Source organism: Pseudomonas sp. FW305-3-2-15-E-TSA4 (assembly GCF_058787295.1).
In genome coordinates, this window is sequence record NZ_JBYSZP010000002.1 from 429,866 (window position 1) to 449,363 (window position 19,498).

18 protein-coding genes and 1 riboswitch are annotated in these 19,498 nt (G+C 61.2%); of the genes, 1 reads left to right on the plus strand and 17 read right to left on the minus strand.

Features of this window, described 5'->3' with window-relative positions; genetic code table 11:
* Positions 1 to 48: 48 nt before the first annotated feature.
* The 10 genes from AC3WMV_RS04360 to AC3WMV_RS04405 form a co-directional block, all read right to left on the minus strand.
* The gene (locus AC3WMV_RS04360; protein WP_103366948.1) at positions 49 to 981 is read right to left on the minus strand and encodes a sugar kinase; all 933 of its coding nucleotides are present in this window, start codon (positions 979 to 981) and stop codon (positions 49 to 51) included.
* Between the two features lie 130 nt (positions 982 to 1,111).
* The gene (locus AC3WMV_RS04365) at positions 1,112 to 2,326 is read right to left on the minus strand and encodes an amino acid deaminase (RefSeq protein ID WP_096797667.1); all 1,215 of its coding nucleotides are present in this window, start codon (positions 2,324 to 2,326) and stop codon (positions 1,112 to 1,114) included.
* A gap of 43 nt (positions 2,327 to 2,369) precedes the next feature.
* Positions 2,370 to 3,134, minus strand: coding sequence for an IclR family transcriptional regulator (locus tag AC3WMV_RS04370; RefSeq protein ID WP_027612656.1), 765 nt, complete (start codon positions 3,132 to 3,134; stop codon positions 2,370 to 2,372).
* Positions 3,135 to 3,280: 146 nt separating this feature from the next.
* Positions 3,281 to 3,670 (minus strand): RidA family protein, encoded by a 390-nt coding sequence (locus AC3WMV_RS04375; protein ID WP_003225452.1) that lies wholly within the window; start codon positions 3,668 to 3,670, stop codon positions 3,281 to 3,283.
* Positions 3,671 to 3,699: 29 nt separating this feature from the next.
* Complete coding sequence (locus AC3WMV_RS04380) at positions 3,700 to 4,497, minus strand: amino acid ABC transporter ATP-binding protein (protein WP_103366947.1); 798 nt, start codon at positions 4,495 to 4,497, stop codon at positions 3,700 to 3,702.
* Complete coding sequence (locus tag AC3WMV_RS04385) at positions 4,494 to 5,156, minus strand: amino acid ABC transporter permease (protein ID WP_103366946.1); 663 nt, start codon at positions 5,154 to 5,156, stop codon at positions 4,494 to 4,496. The genes AC3WMV_RS04380 and AC3WMV_RS04385 overlap by 4 nt, the downstream gene beginning before the upstream one ends.
* Positions 5,157 to 5,165: 9 nt before the next feature.
* Positions 5,166 to 5,828, minus strand: a complete 663-nt coding sequence (locus AC3WMV_RS04390; protein WP_003225455.1) for an amino acid ABC transporter permease — start codon at positions 5,826 to 5,828, stop codon at positions 5,166 to 5,168.
* 51 nt (positions 5,829 to 5,879) lie between these two features.
* Positions 5,880 to 6,728, minus strand: a complete 849-nt coding sequence (locus tag AC3WMV_RS04395; protein ID WP_095136167.1) for a transporter substrate-binding protein — start codon at positions 6,726 to 6,728, stop codon at positions 5,880 to 5,882.
* A gap of 283 nt (positions 6,729 to 7,011) precedes the next feature.
* The gene (locus tag AC3WMV_RS04400) at positions 7,012 to 7,293 is read right to left on the minus strand and encodes a type II toxin-antitoxin system RelE family toxin (RefSeq protein WP_097087294.1); all 282 of its coding nucleotides are present in this window, start codon (positions 7,291 to 7,293) and stop codon (positions 7,012 to 7,014) included.
* Positions 7,283 to 7,531, minus strand: a complete 249-nt coding sequence (locus AC3WMV_RS04405) for a type II toxin-antitoxin system Phd/YefM family antitoxin (protein WP_003225462.1) — start codon at positions 7,529 to 7,531, stop codon at positions 7,283 to 7,285. Before AC3WMV_RS04405 ends, AC3WMV_RS04400 begins: the two co-directional genes overlap by 11 nt.
* Before the next feature lie 276 nt (positions 7,532 to 7,807).
* Here AC3WMV_RS04405 and AC3WMV_RS04410 point away from each other — a divergent pair, with 276 nt between their 5' ends.
* A complete protein-coding gene (locus tag AC3WMV_RS04410) occupies positions 7,808 to 8,236 on the plus strand; it encodes a thioredoxin domain-containing protein (protein WP_097087292.1) in 429 nt (142 codons plus the stop codon).
* A 166-nt stretch (positions 8,237 to 8,402) separates the two neighbouring features.
* Here AC3WMV_RS04410 and AC3WMV_RS04415 read toward each other — a convergent pair whose 3' ends face one another.
* The 7 genes from AC3WMV_RS04415 to AC3WMV_RS04445 form a co-directional block, all read right to left on the minus strand.
* Entirely contained in the window at positions 8,403 to 9,962 is a 1,560-nt protein-coding gene (locus tag AC3WMV_RS04415; RefSeq protein ID WP_103366945.1) for a TerC family protein, read from the minus strand.
* A 415-nt stretch (positions 9,963 to 10,377) separates the two neighbouring features.
* Complete coding sequence (locus AC3WMV_RS04420) at positions 10,378 to 12,024, minus strand: phospholipase D-like domain-containing protein (RefSeq protein WP_103366944.1); 1,647 nt, start codon at positions 12,022 to 12,024, stop codon at positions 10,378 to 10,380.
* 171 nt (positions 12,025 to 12,195) lie between these two features.
* Positions 12,196 to 12,927: a vWA domain-containing protein gene (locus AC3WMV_RS04425; protein WP_409077688.1), complete on the minus strand. Its 732-nt coding sequence runs from the start codon at positions 12,925 to 12,927 to the stop codon at positions 12,196 to 12,198.
* Positions 12,855 to 13,853: a magnesium chelatase ATPase subunit I gene (locus AC3WMV_RS04430; protein ID WP_103367200.1), complete on the minus strand. Its 999-nt coding sequence runs from the start codon at positions 13,851 to 13,853 to the stop codon at positions 12,855 to 12,857. Before AC3WMV_RS04430 ends, AC3WMV_RS04425 begins: the two co-directional genes overlap by 73 nt.
* A 164-nt stretch (positions 13,854 to 14,017) precedes the next feature.
* Positions 14,018 to 17,866: a cobaltochelatase subunit CobN gene (gene cobN, locus AC3WMV_RS04435; protein ID WP_492561384.1), complete on the minus strand. Its 3,849-nt coding sequence runs from the start codon at positions 17,864 to 17,866 to the stop codon at positions 14,018 to 14,020.
* A 3-nt stretch (positions 17,867 to 17,869) separates the two neighbouring features.
* Complete coding sequence (cobW, locus tag AC3WMV_RS04440) at positions 17,870 to 18,940, minus strand: cobalamin biosynthesis protein CobW (protein ID WP_027612646.1); 1,071 nt, start codon at positions 18,938 to 18,940, stop codon at positions 17,870 to 17,872.
* A 98-nt stretch (positions 18,941 to 19,038) separates the two neighbouring features.
* Positions 19,039 to 19,251: riboswitch (cobalamin riboswitch) on the minus strand.
* A gap of 38 nt (positions 19,252 to 19,289) precedes the next feature.
* Positions 19,290 to 19,498, minus strand: a 209-nt coding sequence (locus tag AC3WMV_RS04445; RefSeq protein ID WP_492561385.1) for a hypothetical protein, incomplete at its 5' end; no start/stop codon positions are given.

Genomic DNA, 19,498 nt, shown 5'->3' on the forward strand with positions numbered 1-19,498 from the left:
AGCGGGCTTGCCCGCGAACCGATTGCGCAGCAAGCGGCCATCCACCGCTTACCTGGGAATCAATGCCCCCGGCACCTGAATCACCCGACTCGCCAGCCAATGCCCCGCCTCAGCCGCCTCGACCGGACTGCCACCCAGCAAACGCCTGGCCAGATACGCCGCACTGAACGAATCCCCCGCCGCCGTCGTATCCACCACCTTGTCGACCTGCTGCGCCGGCACTTCGAACGCCTCGCCATCACAACGAATCAGACACGCCTCGGCGCCGCGCTTGAGCACCACTTCCGGCGTGCCGATCTGCGCGTACGCCTCGAACACTGCGTCGCAATCGGCAAAATGGAACAGCGCCTGCTCGTCATCCACGGTCAGCAACGCCAGATCGACATGCGGCAACACGCCGCGATAGGCCGCCCGCGCCTCTTCCGGTGAGGCCCACAAGCGTGGCCGATAATTGTTGTCGAAGACGATCCGCGCATCGCGCTGGCGGGCTTCGATCAGGGTCTGGATCAAGCGCTCGCGCCCCTTCGCACCTAACACTGCGAGGGTGATGCCGCTGAAATACAGCACATCGTAGTCCGGCAGCGCCGCCAGAATCGGCTCCGCCGCCGGGGTGGTGAAGCAATCGCGCACCGCCGCTTCATTGCGCCAGTAGAGGAAACGCCGCTCGCCGTTGGCGTCGGTCTGGATGCAGTACAGGCCGGGCAAGCGACCGGGCAGACGCTGCACGAGATCCAGGCCAATGCCTTCATCGGCCCAACTCTGGCACATGGCATCGCTGAAGCTGTCGTCGCCGAGCGCGGTGACGTAATCGACCTGGGCTTTGTCGCCGAGGGCGCGGGACAGGTACACCGCGGTGTTCAAGGTATCGCCGCCGAAGCTTTGCTGCAGGCTGCCATCGGCGCGGTGCTGGAGTTCGATCATGCATTCGCCGATCAGGGCGATGCGCGGGGTGTTCGGGCCCAGGGGGCTGAGGCTGGTCATTGGGAGGTGTCTCTGGATAATCATCGGTGTTTGGGCGGCCCTCATCGCGAGCAGGCTCACTCCTACAATTGGAATGCGTTCCCCTGTAGGAGTGAGCCTGCTCGCGATGGGCGCGACTCGGTCTGAAACCTTAGAAGCAGGTCTCCATGCTCTCGACCACCGCCAACTGCTCATCCACCAGCAACCCCACCCGCCACTTGTCGAACGTCAGGCACGGGTGCGAGGTGCCGAAGGAAATGATGTCGCCCACCCGCAACTCAACCCCCGGCGCCACGCTCATGAACGCATGCTGGTCCATCACCGCCGTCACCTTGCACGCGCCGACATCGTCGCCCACCGCTGGCAATACACCGGCCTTGTAACGCAGCAATGGCACCGGCAGGCCGGCATCGAATGCCACATCGCGTTTGCCGAGGGCGATCACCGCAAAACCCGGCTCCGGCAGCGATTGCACGTGGGCCCAGACTTCCAGCGCCGGGCGCAATCCTTCGTGCAGATCGCTACGACGATCCAGCACGCAACACTGCGCTTCCTTGTAGATGCCATGATCGTGGGCGACATAACTGCCCGGGCGCAGCACGCTGAGGAAGCGTCCGCTGGCGTTCTGCGCTTCGAACGACTCGGCGATCAGGTCGTACCACGCCGAACCCGAGGCGGTGATGATCGGCTTGGCAATGGCAAACGCGCCGCTGTCCTGCAACTGCACCGCCAGGCGCACCAGCGACGCGGCGAATTCACGAATGCCGCTAACCGCGTGATCGCCATGGATCACCCCTTCGTAACCCTCGATGCCGGTCAGAGCCAGCGCCGGTTGCGCGTTGATCGCCTGGGCCAGCGCGATGACTTCCTGCTCGCTGCGGCAACCGCAACGGCCACCGACCACGCCGTACTCGATCATCACATTCAACTTCACTCCGCGCGAGGCGAAGTAGGCGCCGAGATCGGCGACGTTGTCCGGGTGATCGACCATGCAGTAGAAATCGAAATCCGGGTCTGCCAGCAGATCGGCGATCAGCGCCATGTTCGGCGTGCCGACCAGTTGGTTGGCCATCAACACCCGGCGTACACCGTGGGCGTATGCGGCGCGAGTCTGGGTGGCGCTGGCGAGGGTGATGCCCCACGCTCCGGCATCGAGCTGACGCTGGAACAGCGCCGGGGTCATGCTGGTTTTGCCGTGGGGCGCGAGCTCGGCGCCGCTGTCGCTGACGAACTTCTGCATCCAGCGAATGTTGTGCTCCAGCGCCTCGCGGTGCAGCACCAGCGCTGGCAGGCTGACGTCGCGCACAAGGTGCGCACCGATGGCGGCGTCGCCCTTTTCCACAGCGGTATTGATGGCAGTCGTCATGGTCAAACTCCTCGCATTCAGTCGCGGCCGCAAACAGCCGCGGTTATTCGTTGATGCGCCGGGCGAGGCTGTTGGCGCTCTCGATCAGCACCCGGCGATAGTCGTCGTAATTGTTTTTCGCATCGGCCCGTGGGGCGACGATGCACAGGGTGCAAATGGCCACGCCGCTGGGGTCTTTGACCGGCGCGGCGAAGCAATGGGTGAAGGTGTCGGCCACGCTGTCGAAGGAGAAGAAACCGTCGATGCCAGCCTGGCGGATCTCCGCCAGAAAGCGTTCCAGCGGCAGGCGCTCGCCATCGGGCAGGATGTAGTCGTCCTCGTCGATCAGGTCGATGATCTGCTGGTCGCTCAAATGCGCCAGCAGCAAGCGCCCGGACGCAGTCCACGGGATCGGCGCGTTTTCGCCGATGTCGGACGAAATGCGGAAATGCCGCTCGCCTTCCTTCATCAGTGCCACGGTGTATTTGCGCCCGTTGAGCAGGCACATCTGCGCGGTTTCCCGGGTCTGGCTGACGATCTCCTGCAAGGCGTGATCGGCCTCGCGGCTGAGGTCGAAATGGCGCAGATGCGCCTGCCCGAGAAAGTACAACTGACGTCCGAGATAGACGTGACCGTCCTTGCCCACCGGCTCCAGAATCCGTCGTTCCAGCAGCGACGCCACCAGTTCGTAGACCGTGGATTTCGGGCTGCCGATGCCATTGGCGATGTCGTTCGGACGCAGCGGCTGGCCGATCTCCTTGAGGAAGTCGAGGATATCGAACGCCCGGTCCAGACCACGGGCCCGGCGTTTGATGGTGTCTTCGGTCATGTTTTCAGTTCCCAATGAAAGTGCCGGGAGTTTACCGAGACTACTGCGGCGCTTGGTAGGTCGCTTTCGCGAGCAGGCTCGCTCCCACAGGGGATTGCATTTCAAATGTGGGAGCGAGCCTGCTCGCGAAGAAGTCAGCACAGATTTCAGGGTTTCTTCTTGTACGCGATGCAATCGATCTCGACCTTGCAATCAACCATCATGCTCGCCTGCACACAGGCCCGTGCCGGAGCGTGTTCCGGTTTGAAGTACTCGCCGAAAACCTTGTTGAAACTGCTGAAATCCCGTGGATCGTCCAGCCATACACCAGCCCGCACCACGTCCTCCAGGCCATAACCGGCCTCTTCGAGAATCGCGATCAGGTTCTTCATGGTCTGGTGGGTCTGCTCGACGATGCCGCCAACGATGATCTCGCCATCCACCGCCGGCACCTGGCCGGACACGTGCAGCCAGCCATCCGCTTCAACGGCGCGCGCGAAGGGACGTGGCTGACCGCCAGCGGCCGTGCTGCCGGTGCCGTATCGAGTAATGCTCATGGGTACTTCTCCTGGTTACAAAACAAAGATTAGAACCGCGTGCTCTTGAGAAACTCAGCCAGACGCGGTGATTGCGGGCGTTCGAACAGTTCCTTGGGCGGCCCCTGCTCTTCGATGCGCCCCTGATTCATGAACACGATCTTGTCCGAGACCTCGAAGGCGAAACGCATCTCGTGGGTCACCAGCAACATGGTCATGCCGTCTTCGGCCAGGCCCTTGATAACGTTCAACACTTCACCGACCAGCTCCGGGTCGAGCGCCGAGGTGACTTCGTCGAACAGCATCAGGCTCGGGTTCATCGCAATCGCCCGGGCAATCGCCACGCGCTGTTGCTGCCCCCCGGACAACTGCCCGGGAAAGTGATTGCGCCGTTCCAGCAGGCCGACCCGCTCCAGCCATTTCTCGGCCAGCACCACGGCTTCGTCCTTGTGCATTTTCTTTACCTTGAGCAGACCGAGGGTGACGTTCTGCAAGGCAGTCAGGTGCGGAAACAGGTTGAATTGCTGGAAGGCCATGCCGGTCATCGCACGATGGCGGGCGATGACTTTTTCCGCGTGACGCACACGTTTGCCACCGACCTCGTCATAGCCGATGGACTCGCCGTCGAGCAGGATCTGCCCGCCCTGAAACTCTTCGAGCATGTTCACGCAGCGCAGCAAGGTGGTCTTGCCCGAACCGCTGGAACCGATCAGCGTCACGACGTTGCCACGCTGCATGCTCAGGTCGACGCCCTTGAGCACTTCGACTGCGCCGTACTGCTTGTGCAGGCCACGGATGTCCAGCAGCGGCTGACCGTTCTGAACGTTGGAAACTTGAGCTTGAGTCATGGCAGGGCCACCCGCTTTTCAATATGCCGGCCGAGTAATTCGATGCCGTAGTTGATGATGAAGAACAGAAAACCGGCGAACAGGTAGAACTCCAGAGTCATGAAGGTCCGGGCGATGATCTGTTGGGTGCTGAGCAACAATTCGGCGACGCCGATCACCGAGAGCAGGGTCGAGGCCTTGACGATTTCGGTGGACGAGTTGACCCAGGTCGGCAGGATTTGCCGCAACGCCTGGGGCAACAGCACGTAACCGAGGGATTGATAAAACGTCAGGCCGATCGCCTTGCTCGCTTCCATCTGCCCGCGTGGCAAGGCCTGCAAGGCACCGCGCACAATCTCGGCAACGTGCGAGCCGCAGAACAGCGTCAGGCCCAGCGCACCGGCCTGAAACGCGCTGATCTGCCAGCCCAGCGCCGGCGCCATATAGAAGCAGGCCAGCACCAGTACAAACACCGGCGTGCCGCGAATAATGTCGACATAAAAGCGGAACGGCGCGCGCATCCAGAACTTGCCGTAAGTCAGCACCAGACCGGTGACAACCCCGAGCAGCGTGCCGAACAGAATCGCCAGCGCCGACACCTGCACACTGGTCAGGAAGCCTTGCAGCAACGTCTCGCGTGCCAACCACAATTCATGCAACCAACTGGGAGATTCGTACATCGCAGCCTCCTATCGGCGGATCGCAAGACGCTGCTCGAGGTAACGCAGCAGCATGGCAATGAGGTAACAGGCCGCGACATACAACGCCGTGGTCACCAGCCAGGTTTCGATCACCCGGTAGCTCTCGACGTTGATCTTGCGCGCGTAATAGGTCAGCTCCGGCACCGCAATCGCGGCGGCCAGCGAGGTGTCCTTGAACAGCGAGATGAAGTTGTTCGACAGCGCCGGCAACACGTTGCGCAGCATCACCGGCACGGTGACGTAGGCCTTGACCTGCCACTCACCGAGGCCGATCGCCAGCCCCGCTTCGCGCTGGCCTTTGGGAATGCTCAGCAAACCACCACGGAACACCTCGGTCAGATAGGCACCGGCATACAGCGACAGGGTGATGATGAACGAGGGAATCTTGTCCAGACGGATACCCAGGCTCGGCAAGGCAAAGTAGATCAACAGAATCAACACCAGAATCGGCGTGTTACGCACCACCGTGACGTACACCGAGGCCAGCACCCGCAAGGCGCGATGCTTCGACAGCAAGGCAAACGCCATCAGCAGGCCGATCACGCAGCCGATGGCGATCGACACCAGTGCCAGTTCAAGACCCAGACCGAGCCCCGCCAGCAAGGTGTCGAAATCGCGCCATACGGCGGCAAAGTTCAACTGATAGTTCATGGTCAGCAGTACCTTGAGCGGGGCGCGTGCAGGCGCCCCACTCTCACGGGATCATTTGAATTCGACAGGGAAACCGATCGCCGGCGACGGCAGGTCGACACCGAACCATTGCTTGAAGGATGCCGCGTAAGTCGGGAACTCAACGCCGGTCATGGCTTCATGCAGGGCGGTATTGACGAAGTTCAGCCAGTCCTGATCGCCGCGTTTGACTGCGCAGGCGTAGGTCTGTGGGCTCCACGCGTAGGTCGGGCTGCGGTAGCGGCCAGGGTTCTGCACCATCAGGTACTTGACCGACGACTGATCGGTAGCAGCGGCATCGGCGCGACCGGAATTCACCGCCTGATACATCAGATCGACACTGTCGTACTGATCGACCTTGGCCTTGGGCAGCGCCTGGTGCACCAGTTCTTCGGCATAGACGTTTTGCAGCACGGCCACAGTAACGCTGTCACCGGCCGCCTGCAGGTCTTCGATTTCCTTGTACTTGCTGTTGGCCGGCAGCAGCAGGCCGACACCTTCGCGGTAGTACGGCAGGGTGAACGCCACTTGTTGCGCACGGCTGGCGGTAACGGTGATGAACTGGCAGCTCATGTCGACCTTGTCGGTCAGCAGATTGGGAATTCGCGCGTCGGACGACTGCACGACGAACTCGACTTTGCTTGGGTCATTGAACAACCCCTTGGCCACCATCCTGGCGATGTCAATATCAAAGCCCTGCAACTTGCCGTCCGCACCCTGAAAGTGCCACGGCGCATTGGTGCTGCCGGTGCCGACAATCAGCTTGCCCCGGGCCAGAACACTGTCGAGCTTGCTATCGGCTGCCTGGGCCATGCCCATCACAGCGGACGAAGCCGCAAGAACAAAAACACACGCTTTGAACAACGAAGGACGGCGATGCATGGCAAGCACTCCAGGATGATGTTTATTCCGCTATACCGGAACACGGTTTGTTACTACGGAATAGACAGCAGAAAGTGTGCCACAGGAATCACAGGGAATCTGTAGAGGGGTTAAATGTTTTTGGAATCAACGGGATGCAGGAAATGCGAAAAAGGAGTCAGGTGCGGGTACTGATGGGCTGCGCTACCTTGGGCTACAAATAACGAGTAGCAGGTTCCCAGATGGAGCACGAAGGGCTACTTCGGTGCAGTGGTTAGCGATTGAAGGGGCCAGCTCTCCAGATCTATCGGCAAGCGGCTTTGTCGTAGACCTCTCCCCGCTCTCTTCTCCCTACCGCAATCACGGTAACAACCAAAACCTCGTTCTTTACGCGATAGACCAGCCAGTATCCAGCACTGCGAAGCTTGATTTTGTAGGCGTTTCCCAACCCTCGGAGTTGATCGGCAGGAGCGTGAGGATTGACCAGACGTGTAGAGAGCTTTTTCTTGAACTGATTCTGAAGTGCTGAATCAAGCTTTTTCCATTCCTTCCAGGCTTTCTCGGAAAACTCCAGCTCATAGGTCATCTATAGAGACCTTGATGGTGGGATCGTTTTCTCGCTCCTTGCATAGTGCGATCAGTTCCAGATCCTCAAGACGATTCATCATCGCCTCATACTCCTTTGCGGGAACACAATAAAACGCCGGCTCATTTCGATTGAGGATTGCAACAGATTGGCCACCACCGGCGGCCACGGTACCCATGGGGTTTCTTTTCAATTCAGAAATACTCGCAACGATATTAGAAAGGACTACGTGAGTCATGATGGTGCTCCCTGGAGTGCTGTTAATGGTGCTTAAAATAGCACTCCAAGACGGCTTCGACGCCTATCGCTTATTACCGCCTTCTCTTTTATTGAGTGAAAAAAGGTATCACGTCCCGACATTCCACATTTCCGGGCTTCGTGTCGGGCCGGTCCTTTATAAAAGTGGGAAAAATCTCGCGAATCCACAGGCCACCTGTAATTTCTGACAGTAGACCTGTTCTTCACCCTTCTTTAACGTCATCGAACCTTCGAGGTCGTTGAAAAGGAGTTCTCAATGAGCGCTGCCAATACCATTTCCAATCTGGCCCCGGTTTACCGCAAAGCCCTGAAAACCTGGCGCCCGGTGATCCTGTATTTCGCCAATGAACACTGCCCCGCCTGCGAATGGGCCGGGCCGATTTTTCGTCAGATTGCCGAGCCGTACCGTCATCGCGCCAATATCTACATGCTTAACACCCGTGAGTCGCCGCGCCATCCGTTGGTCACCGGCACGCCGACGGTGCTGTTCTACAAGAACGGCAAGTTGCTGAAGAAGCTCAAGGGCATCGGCACAGAGGAAACACTGGCGGCGGACTTTGCCCGACATATTGGCAGGACCAGGGCGCCGGTGGTGCAGCAGAAACCAAGGCATGACCTGCCGTGGTTGCGCCGCACATTGAGCAGGCTCTGCACAATCGCGCGTGCGCATCGGCGGGTGATTTGAGGCAGTGCATTTCCCGTAATCGTTGCGGCGTCTGACACATCGCTTTCGCGGGCAAGCCCGCTCCCACAGGGGTCAACGTTGTTCACACATTTCGTGTACGACGCGTGCACTGTAGGAGCGGGCTTGCCCGCGAAGGGGTCGGCACCGTCAGCGCAAGGCTGCTGCCTTACGCAGAATCGCGCACCAGCAACACCTGCGTCACCCGTCGTTCCTCAACGGCTTTGACGGTCATTTGCCAACCTGCGTACTGCAGCCGATCGCCGATCATCGGCAAGCGATCCAGCAGGCTCATCACCAGTCCGGCCAGGGTCTGATAGTCCTCGGTCGGTTCGGCGCCAAACCCGGTGCGCTGGCGAACACGCGTCAGGTTCAACGCGCCGTTGACGACAAAACCGCCCTGCTCCTCGATCACGTCCGGGCCTTCGATCTCGCTGGCATCGGGCAGTTCGCCGGCAATCGATTCGAGGATGTCGGTCATGGTCAACACACCGACGAAGTCACCGAATTCGTTGACCACGAAGGCGATGTGAGTCGACGCCGCGCGCATTTGCTCCAGCGCATTGAGGATCGAATAGCTGTCGAGCAGGTTGATGGTCTTGCGCGCCAGGTGCTCCAGATTCGGCTCGGTACCGGACAGGTATTCCTTGAGCAATTCCTTCTTGTGCACGAAGCCCAACGGTTCATCCACCGCGCCGTGGCGAATCAGCGGCAGACGTGAATACGACGAGTGCATCAATTTTGTGCGAATTGTCTCGGCGTCGTCGGCCAGATCGATGGTGTCGACATCCGCACGTACGGTCATCAGGTTCCGAATCGGCCGCTCGGCCAGTTGCAGCACGCCACTGATCATCACTCGCTCGCGGCGGTCGAACAGCTCCGCACTCGGGGCTTCGCCGTCATCCAGCAGATCGGAAATTTCCTCGCCGACCTCCTCCGCCTCCAGCTTGCGCCCGCCCAGCAGACGCATTACCGCGTGGGCCGTGCGCTCACGTATGGGGCGCAAGCCTTGCATCGAACGCTTGCGTCGGGCCCGAGCGATCTGGTTGAACACCTCGATCAGGATCGAGAAACCAATCGCCGCATACAGATAACCTTTCGGGATGTGGAAACCCAGGCCTTCGGCCGTCAGGGCGAAACCGATCATCATCAGGAAGCCCAGACACAGCATGATCACCGTCGGGTGCGCATTGACGAAGCGGGTCAGCGGCTTGCTGGCGACGATCATCAGGCCGATGGAAATGATCACCGCGATCATCATCACCGCCAGTTCATCAACCATGCCGACGGCGGTGATTACCGCGTCCAGCGAGAACACAGCATCGAGCACCACGATCTGCGCGACGATTGGCCAGAACAGCGCGTAAGCGGCGTTGGTCGAGCGCTGGCCGACGTGGCCTTCGAGTCGTTCGTGCAGCTCCATCGTCGCCTTGAACAGCAGGAATACACCACCGAACAGCATGATCAGGTCACGGCCGGAGAAGCTCTTGTCGAACACCTCGAACAACGGCTGCGTGAGGGTGACCAGCCAGGAAATACTCGCCAACAGGCCCAGGCGCATGATCAGCGCCAGCGACAGGCCGATGATTCGCGCACGGTCGCGCTGATGCGGCGGCAGTTTGTCCGCCAGGATCGCGATGAACACCAGGTTGTCGATACCCAGCACCAGTTCCAGCACGATCAGAGTCAACAAGCCTAACCAGGCCGTGGGATCCGCTAACCATTCCATAAAATGTCTCGATCTCTCTTCAGTGAATTCAGGCTGCCGGACACGGCAAAGTGCAACGCGAAGGCTCTGAAGCCGCGTTGTCAACGATAGACGGGAGTCGGAAAACCGGATGCTGCGAGTACGTCAAGACCGCGCCATGGCGCGTGGAGAAGGTACGACTGGGAGGCTCCAAGAGGGTGTTCATGCAAATCCTGAATGAAAAATGGCCTTGGAGCGTACAGGCTAAAGGCACATTTTCTACAGCGGCAAATCATTTCAAAATCTGTAAGAGCACAGGAAATGTGATTTTCCTGCAGGCCCTTTCGCGAGCAAGCACGCTCCCACAGCGGTTATTCGTCGGACGCAGGTTCTGAGTTCAAAGAAGGTCCAATGTGGGAGCGGGCTTGCTCGCGAAGGGATCATCAAACACACCACATCATCGCCCGGCAAAACGCAACCGCGACAACTGGCGCAAATCCCCTCCCACGTAATAATCGTTGGTCCAGCTGTCATCCACCGCCAATGGACTCACCTGCTTCAGTTCCAGCTTTTTCGCGAAATAGCGAAAGCGGTAATGCTCATAAAACCGCAGCAACTCCAGGCCATAGCGATCAGCCAGATCGGTGTCGCCACGAATGATCAGGAAGTTCTCGTCATTGCCGTTACTGGCTGACGTACTGAGGTTGTGACTGCCGCTGATGATGGTCGGCGCATCGGTGGTGAAGTCGGTGATCACAGCTTTGGTGTGCACCAGCAGGTTGCCCTTCTGGCCTTTCATGTTTTCTTTCAACCAGCCTTCCAGCCCGGTGTTGAGCAAAGCTGTGGCAGCGAATTCGGCGGTGCGGTCGGCATGAAATCCGGTGATGCTGCTCGCGGTGTTTTGCAGGCCGTAACGCAGGATGTCGTCATGCGGTTTGCCGAGCAGCGCGTTGAGGATCGCGTCCGGCAGGCTGAACGCGGTGACGAACAGCACGTCCTTTTTCGCCGCCTCGATGATCTCGACAAACTCACGCAAATCGCCACCACCGCTGCGTGGCGAGAACCCGGCGAACAGCGCCTGTGTTGGGTCCATCGGGTTGTGCTCGGTGATCCAGCTGCGCGTCGCAGCGACGTCGGCGGGGTTGGCCCAGACCTCTTCGAACACTTGCAAATAACGCGTGGCAATCGTCACGTCGTCGAGCGTATGCACCACGTTGGCCTGGCGATACACGCCATTGGCGGTGAAATTGGTGCTGCCGCACAGCACCGCCTGCGGTTGCCGCTGACCAGCGCCATCGACGCGGCTGAGAACAATGAATTTGTCGTGAAAGATGTTATGGGTGACCCGGCCGCGCTTGTTCGCCATCGGCAATTTGGCAAGGTTCGTTTCGTTCAGGGTCGTATCGGGATCATCAGGTTGCGCGTGATACAGCACGCGCACCTGAACCCCTCGGGCAAAGGCCGCATTCACTGCGTCGACGATCGCCTGCAACTGATACTCGTAGATCGCGATATCCAGCGCCCACTGCGCGTCCACCGCACGTTCGATAAAGCCCAGCAAACGCTCCAACAGCCCGTTCTCCAGCCACAGCCGCGCCGCGTCGGGCCAGGCTTCGATGGGCAGGTTCTTGTTGGCGCTGATCTGCGCGTCGAGGTCGGGAAATTTGCGCTGGAAGGCCTGACTGGCGGCCACAGCACGGTTGAATATCACGCTCTGGTTGGCCGGATGACCGTCGTCACTGGTGATGCTCAGCTCCAGTGATTCGCCAAGTTGTGGCGCGTCTGCCGTGCCGTAGGCCAGATGCACGCGATAATGCATGGTAGTGCCCGGATTGACCGCGTAATCGGCCCAGCGGAACTTTTGCAGCGGCGCTTTATCGCTGGGCGTGGCGTGATACTGGGGGAAGGTGTGCGCCTTGCCGGGAAATGTCAGGCTGTTGAACAGGAACAACCACGGTTTGTCGCCCTGCTGCTTTTCGATGGCAAACCCGAGCAGGCCTTTGCGTCGAGGTTCGGCCAGGTCCATGGCGAGTAACACGCCGTTGGTGCCGGCGTAGGCTTTGACGCAAAAATCGTCCTGAGGATTGGCGACCAGTACCCGCATGATTCACTCCTTGTGATTGGGCTGGGGTGGAGCATAGAGCAGCGCTGCGGTTTTTGGTGATCCTGCATGATCCGAGGCGATGCCTTCGCGAGCAGGCTCGCTCCCACAGAGCAAGCGGTGTTCACCAACATTGTGGGAGCGAGCCTGCTCGCGAAGAGGCCCGCTCAGACTTCACACATCATCGATATGCCGATATTCCGCACTCAGCGCCGCCGCTAATTCCCGCGCCCGAGCCAGGCGGATCGGCCCACGCTCAATGTCGATCAACAATCCCGGACATTCCAGCGGCAACATCGGCGGCAAGGTTTTCAAGCGGCCATCCGTCACCACCAGCAAGCGCTGCTGCTCGGCAGGAAAGCGCTTTTGTCGCTGCACCAGCCATTGCTGTGCCTGCGTCAACGCCGCCACCAACGGCGTGCCGCCGCCCGCCCCCAACGCCTCCAGCCAGGTGCGCAAGCCACTCGATGCCTTCAGGCCTTGCACCTGCCATTTTGGCGCGCTGCCGCTGGCGGTCAGCAAGGCCAGTCGTGCCCGCTGCCGATAAGCATCATCGAACAATTGCGCGAGCAGGCCCTTGGCATCGCTCAGCGCCTGATGCCTACGGGTCGAAGCCGAGGCATCGACGATCACCAGCCACAATTCATGGGGAGTACGAGTGCGCAACTGGAACTGCAGATCTTCACGAGTCTGCGGCCGACCATTGAGCAGCGTGCCCGGCCAGTTCACCAGGCCGCTGCGCGCAGCGTGGCGCTGGCCCTGGCGTCCGTGGTCGAGGCGTCCGGCGCGGGGTCTGGCATTCGCCCCCGCGGCGGATCGGGGACGAATGCCGGTTACTTTTTTGGCCAGCTCGGCACTTCGCGACGGGCACCCGTGGCCAGTGCCGGGGCGGGCATATCCCCCCACTGGCCCTGCCCTTCGCTCGGTTCGGCCTGACTACTGGCCGGGTTCTGCGCGGGTGGCTGAGGGCTGGAAGAAGAGGATTCGCGACGGCGATGCCGCAGGGCGAATTCCGCCACGGCGTCGATGTCCTGCTCGGCAATCGCTGCAGCGCCGCGCCATGCTGCGTGCGCACGGGCCGCACGCAGCCAGACCAGATCAGCACGCAAGCCATCGACGCCAGCAGCGAAGCAACGCTGGGTGATGCTCGCCAACGCGTCGTCATCCAGCGGGATGTTCGCCAAGGCGATGCGCGCCTGTTCGCAGCGCTCACGCAGCGCTTGCTGCTGGGCTTCCCACTGCACGCAGAACGCCTGTGGATCGCTGTCGAAATCCAGTCGGCGCCGGATGATCTGCCCGCGTTCGGTCGGCGCGGTGTGGCCGCTGAGGGCGACGTTCAGGCCGAAACGGTCAAGCAGCTGTGGCCGTAATTCACCCTCTTCCGGGTTCATCGTGCCGATCAATACAAATCGCGCCGAATGCCGATGGGAGATGCCGTCGCGCTCGATCAGATTGGTGCCGCTGGCTGCCACATCGAGCAGCAGGTCCACCAGATGATCCGGCAGCAGGTTCACTTCATCGACGTAGAGCACGCCGCCGTCAGCCTTGGCCAAAACACCGGGAGAAAACTGCGCCCGCCCTTCACTCAGCGCGGCGTCGAGATCAAGAGTGCCAACCAGACGCTCTTCAGTGGCGCCCAGTGGCAACGTGACAAACTGACCGCTGGCCAGCAGATCGGCGAGGCCACGGGCCAGAGTCGATTTAGCCATTCCGCGTGGGCCTTCGATCAGCACGCCACCGATTTTCGGGTCGATGGCGGTGAGGCACAGCGCGAGTTTCAGGTCATCGGCGCCGACCACGGCGGAGAGCGGGAAATGCGGGGTGTCGGTCATCATCAATACTCGGTCATGGTCGGTGATCTGTCGAAAATCGTTGGGAGACACGTTGATCCCTGTGGGAGCGAGCCTGCTCGCGAAAGCGGTGTGCCAGCTACAAAAAAACTGTCTGACACGACGCCTTCGCGAGCAGGCTCGCTCCCACAGAGTGAGGCGGTGTGTCAGGTGTCTTCTTCTATATCCAGCAGCAGGTTTTCCAGTGCTTCTTTATACACGCCGGGTTCCTGCCACATCCCGCGCTGCTGCGCTTCGAGCATGCGCTCGGTCATGTCGCGCAGCGCATGCGGATTGTGTTCACGAACAAAATCCCGCGTCGTCGGGTCGAGCAAATAGGCATCGGCCAGCAACGCATACTGATGATCATCGATCAGTTGCGTGGTGGCGTCGAAGGCGAACAGGTTATCGACCGTCGCCGCCAGTTCAAACGCACCTTTATAGCCGTGACGTTTGACCCCGTCGATCCACTTCGGATTGGCTGCCCGCGAGCGGATCACCCGATTGAGCTCTTCTTTCAGGGTACGGATTCTCGGCAGATCCGGCTGGCTGTGATCACCGTGATAACTCGCCGCCGCTTCACCGCGCAGGGTTTCCACCGCCGCGAGCATGCCGCCCTGGAACTGGTAATAGTCGTTGGAGTCGAGCAAGTCGTGCTCGCGATTGTCCTGATTCTGCAACACCGCCTGCACCTGGCTCAGACGCTGGACGAACTGTTCGCGCGCAGCGGTGCCCTCATCCGCCCCACCATAAGCGTAAGCGCCCCAGTTCAGGTAGACCTCGGCCAGATCCTCGCGACTCTGCCACAGGCGACCGTCGATGGCGCCCTGCACGCCTGCGCCATAGGCACCGGGTTTGGCGCCGAAGATCCGCCAGCCGGCCTGACGCCGCGCCGCGTCGGCATCCAGCCCCGATTGCAACAGCGCCTCGCGCTCGGCACGCACCTTCGCCGCCAGCGGGTTGAGGTCATCCGGTTCGTCCAGCGCTGCCACCGCTTGCACGGCGGCGTCGAACAGACGAATCAAATTGGCAAAAGCATCGCGGAAAAAACCCGAGACCCGCAGCGTGACGTCGACCCGTGGCCGGTCGAGCAGGCTCAGCGGCAGAATCTCGAAATCATCGACGCGCTGACTGCCGGTGGCCCACACCGGGCGCACGCCCATCAGCGCCATGGCCTGAGCGATGTCGTCGCCGCCAGTGCGCATGGTCGCGGTGCCCCACACCGACAGGCCGAGCTGACGCAGGTGATCGCCGTGATCCTGCAAATGCCGCTCGAGAATCAACGTGGCGGACTGGAAGCCGATGCGCCACGCGGTGGTGGTCGGCAGGTTGCGCACGTCCACCGAGTAGAAATTGCGCCCGGTGGGCAACACGTCGAGACGGCCACGGCTCGGCGCGCCGCTTGGGCCGGCGGGGACGAAGCGGCCGTTGAGGGCGTCGAGCAGACCGCGCATTTCGGCGGGGCCGCAGGCGTCGAGGCGTGGGGCGACGACTTCGCGCAGGCTGTCCAGGATCGACGTTACATCAGACCACACCGGTCCCTGTGGGAGCGGGCTTGCTCGCGAAAGCGGCGGGTCAGTCGATATAAATTTATCTGACTCACCGCTTTCGCGAGCAAGCCCGCTCCCACAGGGGACTTGTAGTGCTTGGGAGATCAGTTGGGTGGCGAACAGTTCGAGGCGTTCGCGGGTGTCACCGGCGGTGCGCCAGGTTTCGTCGCTGACGCTTTGCAGCTCCGCCGGGCGCGGGCCGTTCCACGGTTCGGCAAGTGCGCAATCCAGCGGATCAAACCCCAGCTCAAACGCCTTGGCCAACGCCCGCAGCAGACTCGACTGCGCACCCTTGCCGTCGCCACGCGGAATGCGCAGCAGCGCCAGCAGCGTGTCGATGCGCAAACGTCCGGTCGGCGACTCGCCGAAAATGTGCAGGCCATCGCGGATCTGCGATTCCTTCAGGTCACACAGGTAGGTGTCCAGACGCGGCAGCCAGATCGCTGCATCGGCGTCGCTGTCCAGACCGGCGTCGAGTTGCAGTTCGCGGTCGATCTGCGTCTCGCGCACCAGTTGCAGAATGTCGCGCTGCAGCTCGCGGGCGCGACGCGGATCGAGCAGTTGCGCCTCGTAATATTCGTCGGCCAACAGTTCCAGATTGCGCAGCGGGCCGTAGGTTTCGGCACGGGTCAGCGGCGGCATCAGGTGGTCGATGATCACCGCTTGCGTGCGCCGTTTGGCCTGGGCACCCTCGCCCGGATCGTTGACGATAAACGGATAGATGTTCGGTAGCGGCCCGAGCAATGCGTCCGGCCAGCAATTCTCCGAAAGCCCCACGCCCTTGCCCGGCAACCATTCGAGGTTGCCATGCTTGCCGACGTGAATCACTGCGTGCGCACCGTAGGTGTTGCGCAGCCAGAAATAGAACGCCAGATAGCCGTGCGGCGGCACCAGATCCGGATCGTGATACACCGCGCTCGGATCGACCTGATAACCGCGCGCCGGTTGAATGCCGACGAAAGTCAGACCAAAACGCAGCCCGGCGATCATCATCCGTCCGTCACGGCACATCGGATCGTTTTGCGGCGGGCCCCAGCGTTCCAGCACTGCCGCGCGATTGGCTTGCGGCAGAGCGTTGAACATCGCCAGATAGGCATCCATCGCCAGGCTTTGCTGGCACGGACGCAGGTCGATGCTGTCGAGGTCGTTGCTGACGCCGCCGAGCAATTGTTGGATTAACGCGGTGCCGCTGTCCGGCAACTGCGCCGTCAACGGGAAGCCCTCCGCCTGCAACGCGCGCAGGATATTCAATGCCGCCGCCGGCGTGTCCAGACCGACGCCATTGCCGATTCGACCATCGCGGGTCGGGTAGTTGGCGAGGATCAGCGCAATACGTTTTTCAGCGTTCGGCAGCCGCGCCAGATCGCTCCAGCGCCGCGCCAGTTCAGCGACGAAATCCATGCGTTCGGGTTGCGCCCGGTAGCAGACCACGTCGGACTGGCTGCGCTCGCTGCGCCAGGCCAGGTCCTTGAAGCTGATCGGTCGGCTGATGATGCGCCCGTCGAGTTCCGGCAAGGCAATGTGCATCGCCAGGTCCCGTGGCCCCAGGCCCTGCTCGCTGTCGCGCCAACCGGGCTCGTTGTCCTGAGCGCAGATCGCCTGAATCACCGGAATATTGCGCCGGAACGGGCGCAGATGCGGCGCTTCCGGGCTGGATTGCGCGAAACCGGTGGTGTTGAGAATCACCGCCGCCTCGACCTCGTCCAGCCAGTCCTCGACCACGCTCAGACAGCCGGGTTCTTTCAGGCTGGCAACCGCGATCGGCAACGGATTGAGCCCCGCCGCCTGCAAGCGCTGGCAGAACACATCGATGAATGCGGTGTTCGCCGCTTGCAAATGCGAGCGATAAAACAACACCGCCGCGACCGGTTGACTGGGCAGCCATTCGGCTTGCCAGTCGCTCAGTGCGGCGGTGTTTTTCTGTGGGTGATAAATCGCTGTACGCGGCAACGCCTGCGGCTCGCCCCAAGCGTAGTCACGCGCCAGCCAGCGGTTGGCCAGGCAATGGAAGAAGTCCAGCGCATTGCCCATGCCACCCTGACGCAAGAACTGCCAGAGACGGTCGCGATCTTCGGCGAGCACCGTGCTCAGGTCGCTGAGTTCCGGGTCGGGACGATCATCCCCCGGCACCAGAATCACCTGCACCCCGCGCTCGGACAACTCCACCAGACGCTCGACGCCATAACGCCAATAAGCGATGCCGCCGTGCAGCGAAATCAGAATGACCTTGGCGTGACGCAGCACCTCATCGACATACAGATCGACCGAGGCGTGATTCTGCACCTGCATCGGATTGGCCAGACGCAGGCTCGGGTAATCCTCGGGCAATTGCTGCGCGGCTTCGGCGAGCAGCGCCAGGCTGGAATCGCCGCTGCACAGGATCACCAGCTCGGCGGGGGTTTGTCCAAGGTCGGCAATGTTGTCATCCGACACGAAACCGCCGGGCTGGGTCCTGAGCAGGTGCATGGCTTAAACGCTGAGCGCGGCGCGCAGTTGCGCTTCGAGTTGCGCGGCGTCGAGTGCCTGACCGATCAGCACCAGACGGGTGACGCGCGCTTCGTCAGCGCCCCACTGGCGGTCGAAGTGCTTGTCGAAACGCGTGCCCACGCCCTGAATCAACAGGCGCATCGGCTTGTTCGGAATCGCCGCGAAACCTTTGACACGCAGGATGCCGTGCTTGACCACCAATTGCGTCAGCGCGTCGAGCAGCAGGCTCTCGTCGGCTTGCGGCAGTTCGATCGAGATCGAATCGAAGGCGTCGTGATCGTGGTCATCGTGGTCGTCATCACCGTCGTGGTGGTGATCGTGATGACTATGGCGGCTGTCGATGTGCTCTTCGGATCCGGCACCGAGACCGATCAGCACGTCCAGCGGCAGGCGACCGTTGCTGGCTTCGATGATTTTCACCGCTGGCGGCAGTTCTTCAGCGACTTCGGCGCGAACGCGAGCCAGATCTTCGGCGCTGGTCTGGTCGGCCTTGTTGAGGATCACCAGATCGGCGCTGGCCAGTTGGTCGGCGAACAGCTCATGCAGCGGCGATTCGTGATCCAGATTCGGGTCGAGTTTGCGCTGGGCATCGACCTGATCCGGGAACGCGGCGAAGGTGCCAGCGGCCACGGCCGGGCTGTCGACCACGGTGATCACCGCGTCAACGGTGCAGGCGCTGCGGATTTCCGGCCACTGGAAGGCTTGCACCAATGGTTTTGGCAGAGCCAGACCGGAGGTCTCGATCAGGATGTGATCGAGATCGCCGCGACGGGCGACCAGTTCACGCATCACCGGGAAGAACTCTTCCTGCACCGTGCAGCACAGGCAGCCGTTGGCCAGTTCGTAGACGCGGCCGGTGGCTTCTTCTTCGGTGCAGCCGATGGTGCATTGCTTGAGGATTTCACCGTCGATGCCCAGCTCGCCGAACTCGTTGACGATCACGGCGATGCGACGGCCCTGGGCGTTGTCGAGCATGTGTCGCAGCAAGGTGGTTTTGCCCGAGCCGAGAAAACCGGTGACGATGGTGACGGGGAGTTTGGCCAGTGTTTTCATCGGATGCCCTTTGGCAAGGTGGCGGGCATACGGGACGAGATCCGCTGCGAGCGTGCGCGCGGAAGAATTCGCCACCGGATCACCCCGCCCGGTTGTAGTGAGAAATCTGTGACGAGGCAGGTCTCCTGGCTGACGGTGTTCGGGCCTTGGGCCCGGCGTTCGTTGCGCCTTCCCGCGGGCTCAGTGGATTGAGCTGGCAGTGGCGTGGCAACGAACTTCACCGTTCACAGTTGCGGGGGCAGCCGCGGCTTTGACCGCGTTCCCTTCTTAGCTTCGGCGTGGGCCGAAGAACCTCGAAAGCGCAAGGCTACGCATCGGGTGGTGACCGGTCAATGGTTGGATTGGGGGCTTATCCGTTGCTGCGGGGGTTGCTGATTACGGTTTCGCCGTTGAGGCGGGTCACTTTTGCCAGACTTCGGGTTAAGGGGTTTGGTTTTTTTGGATTGGGGGCATATCCGTTGCTGCGGGTGTCGCCGCTGGCGGTTTCGCTCTTACAGCGAGTCACCTTTTCCAAACGCCGAAAAGGTAACCCAAAAGGCTTTGCCCCGGCGTACGGCA

Bases quoted from the DNA above. Each gene is read 5' to 3' on its own strand.
- AC3WMV_RS04360 (WP_103366948.1), bottom strand. From the start codon at position 981: ATGACCAGCCTCAGCCCCCTGGGCCCGAACACCCCGCGCATCGCCCTG.
- AC3WMV_RS04365 (WP_096797667.1), bottom strand. From the start codon at position 2,326: ATGACGACTGCCATCAATACCGCTGTGGAAAAGGGCGACGCCGCCATC.
- AC3WMV_RS04370 (WP_027612656.1), bottom strand. From the start codon at position 3,134: ATGACCGAAGACACCATCAAACGCCGGGCCCGTGGTCTGGACCGGGCG.
- AC3WMV_RS04375 (WP_003225452.1), bottom strand. From the start codon at position 3,670: ATGAGCATTACTCGATACGGCACCGGCAGCACGGCCGCTGGCGGTCAG.
- AC3WMV_RS04380 (WP_103366947.1), bottom strand. From the start codon at position 4,497: ATGACTCAAGCTCAAGTTTCCAACGTTCAGAACGGTCAGCCGCTGCTG.
- AC3WMV_RS04385 (WP_103366946.1), bottom strand. From the start codon at position 5,156: ATGTACGAATCTCCCAGTTGGTTGCATGAATTGTGGTTGGCACGCGAG.
- AC3WMV_RS04390 (WP_003225455.1), bottom strand. From the start codon at position 5,828: ATGAACTATCAGTTGAACTTTGCCGCCGTATGGCGCGATTTCGACACC.
- AC3WMV_RS04395 (WP_095136167.1), bottom strand. From the start codon at position 6,728: ATGCATCGCCGTCCTTCGTTGTTCAAAGCGTGTGTTTTTGTTCTTGCG.
- AC3WMV_RS04400 (WP_097087294.1), bottom strand. From the start codon at position 7,293: ATGACCTATGAGCTGGAGTTTTCCGAGAAAGCCTGGAAGGAATGGAAA.
- AC3WMV_RS04405 (WP_003225462.1), bottom strand. From the start codon at position 7,531: ATGACTCACGTAGTCCTTTCTAATATCGTTGCGAGTATTTCTGAATTG.
- AC3WMV_RS04410 (WP_097087292.1), top strand. From the start codon at position 7,808: ATGAGCGCTGCCAATACCATTTCCAATCTGGCCCCGGTTTACCGCAAA.
- AC3WMV_RS04415 (WP_103366945.1), bottom strand. From the start codon at position 9,962: ATGGAATGGTTAGCGGATCCCACGGCCTGGTTAGGCTTGTTGACTCTG.
- AC3WMV_RS04420 (WP_103366944.1), bottom strand. From the start codon at position 12,024: ATGCGGGTACTGGTCGCCAATCCTCAGGACGATTTTTGCGTCAAAGCC.
- AC3WMV_RS04430 (WP_103367200.1), bottom strand. From the start codon at position 13,853: ATGACCGACACCCCGCATTTCCCGCTCTCCGCCGTGGTCGGCGCCGAT.
- cobN (WP_492561384.1), bottom strand. From the start codon at position 17,866: ATGCACCTGCTCAGGACCCAGCCCGGCGGTTTCGTGTCGGATGACAAC.
- cobW (WP_027612646.1), bottom strand. From the start codon at position 18,940: ATGAAAACACTGGCCAAACTCCCCGTCACCATCGTCACCGGTTTTCTC.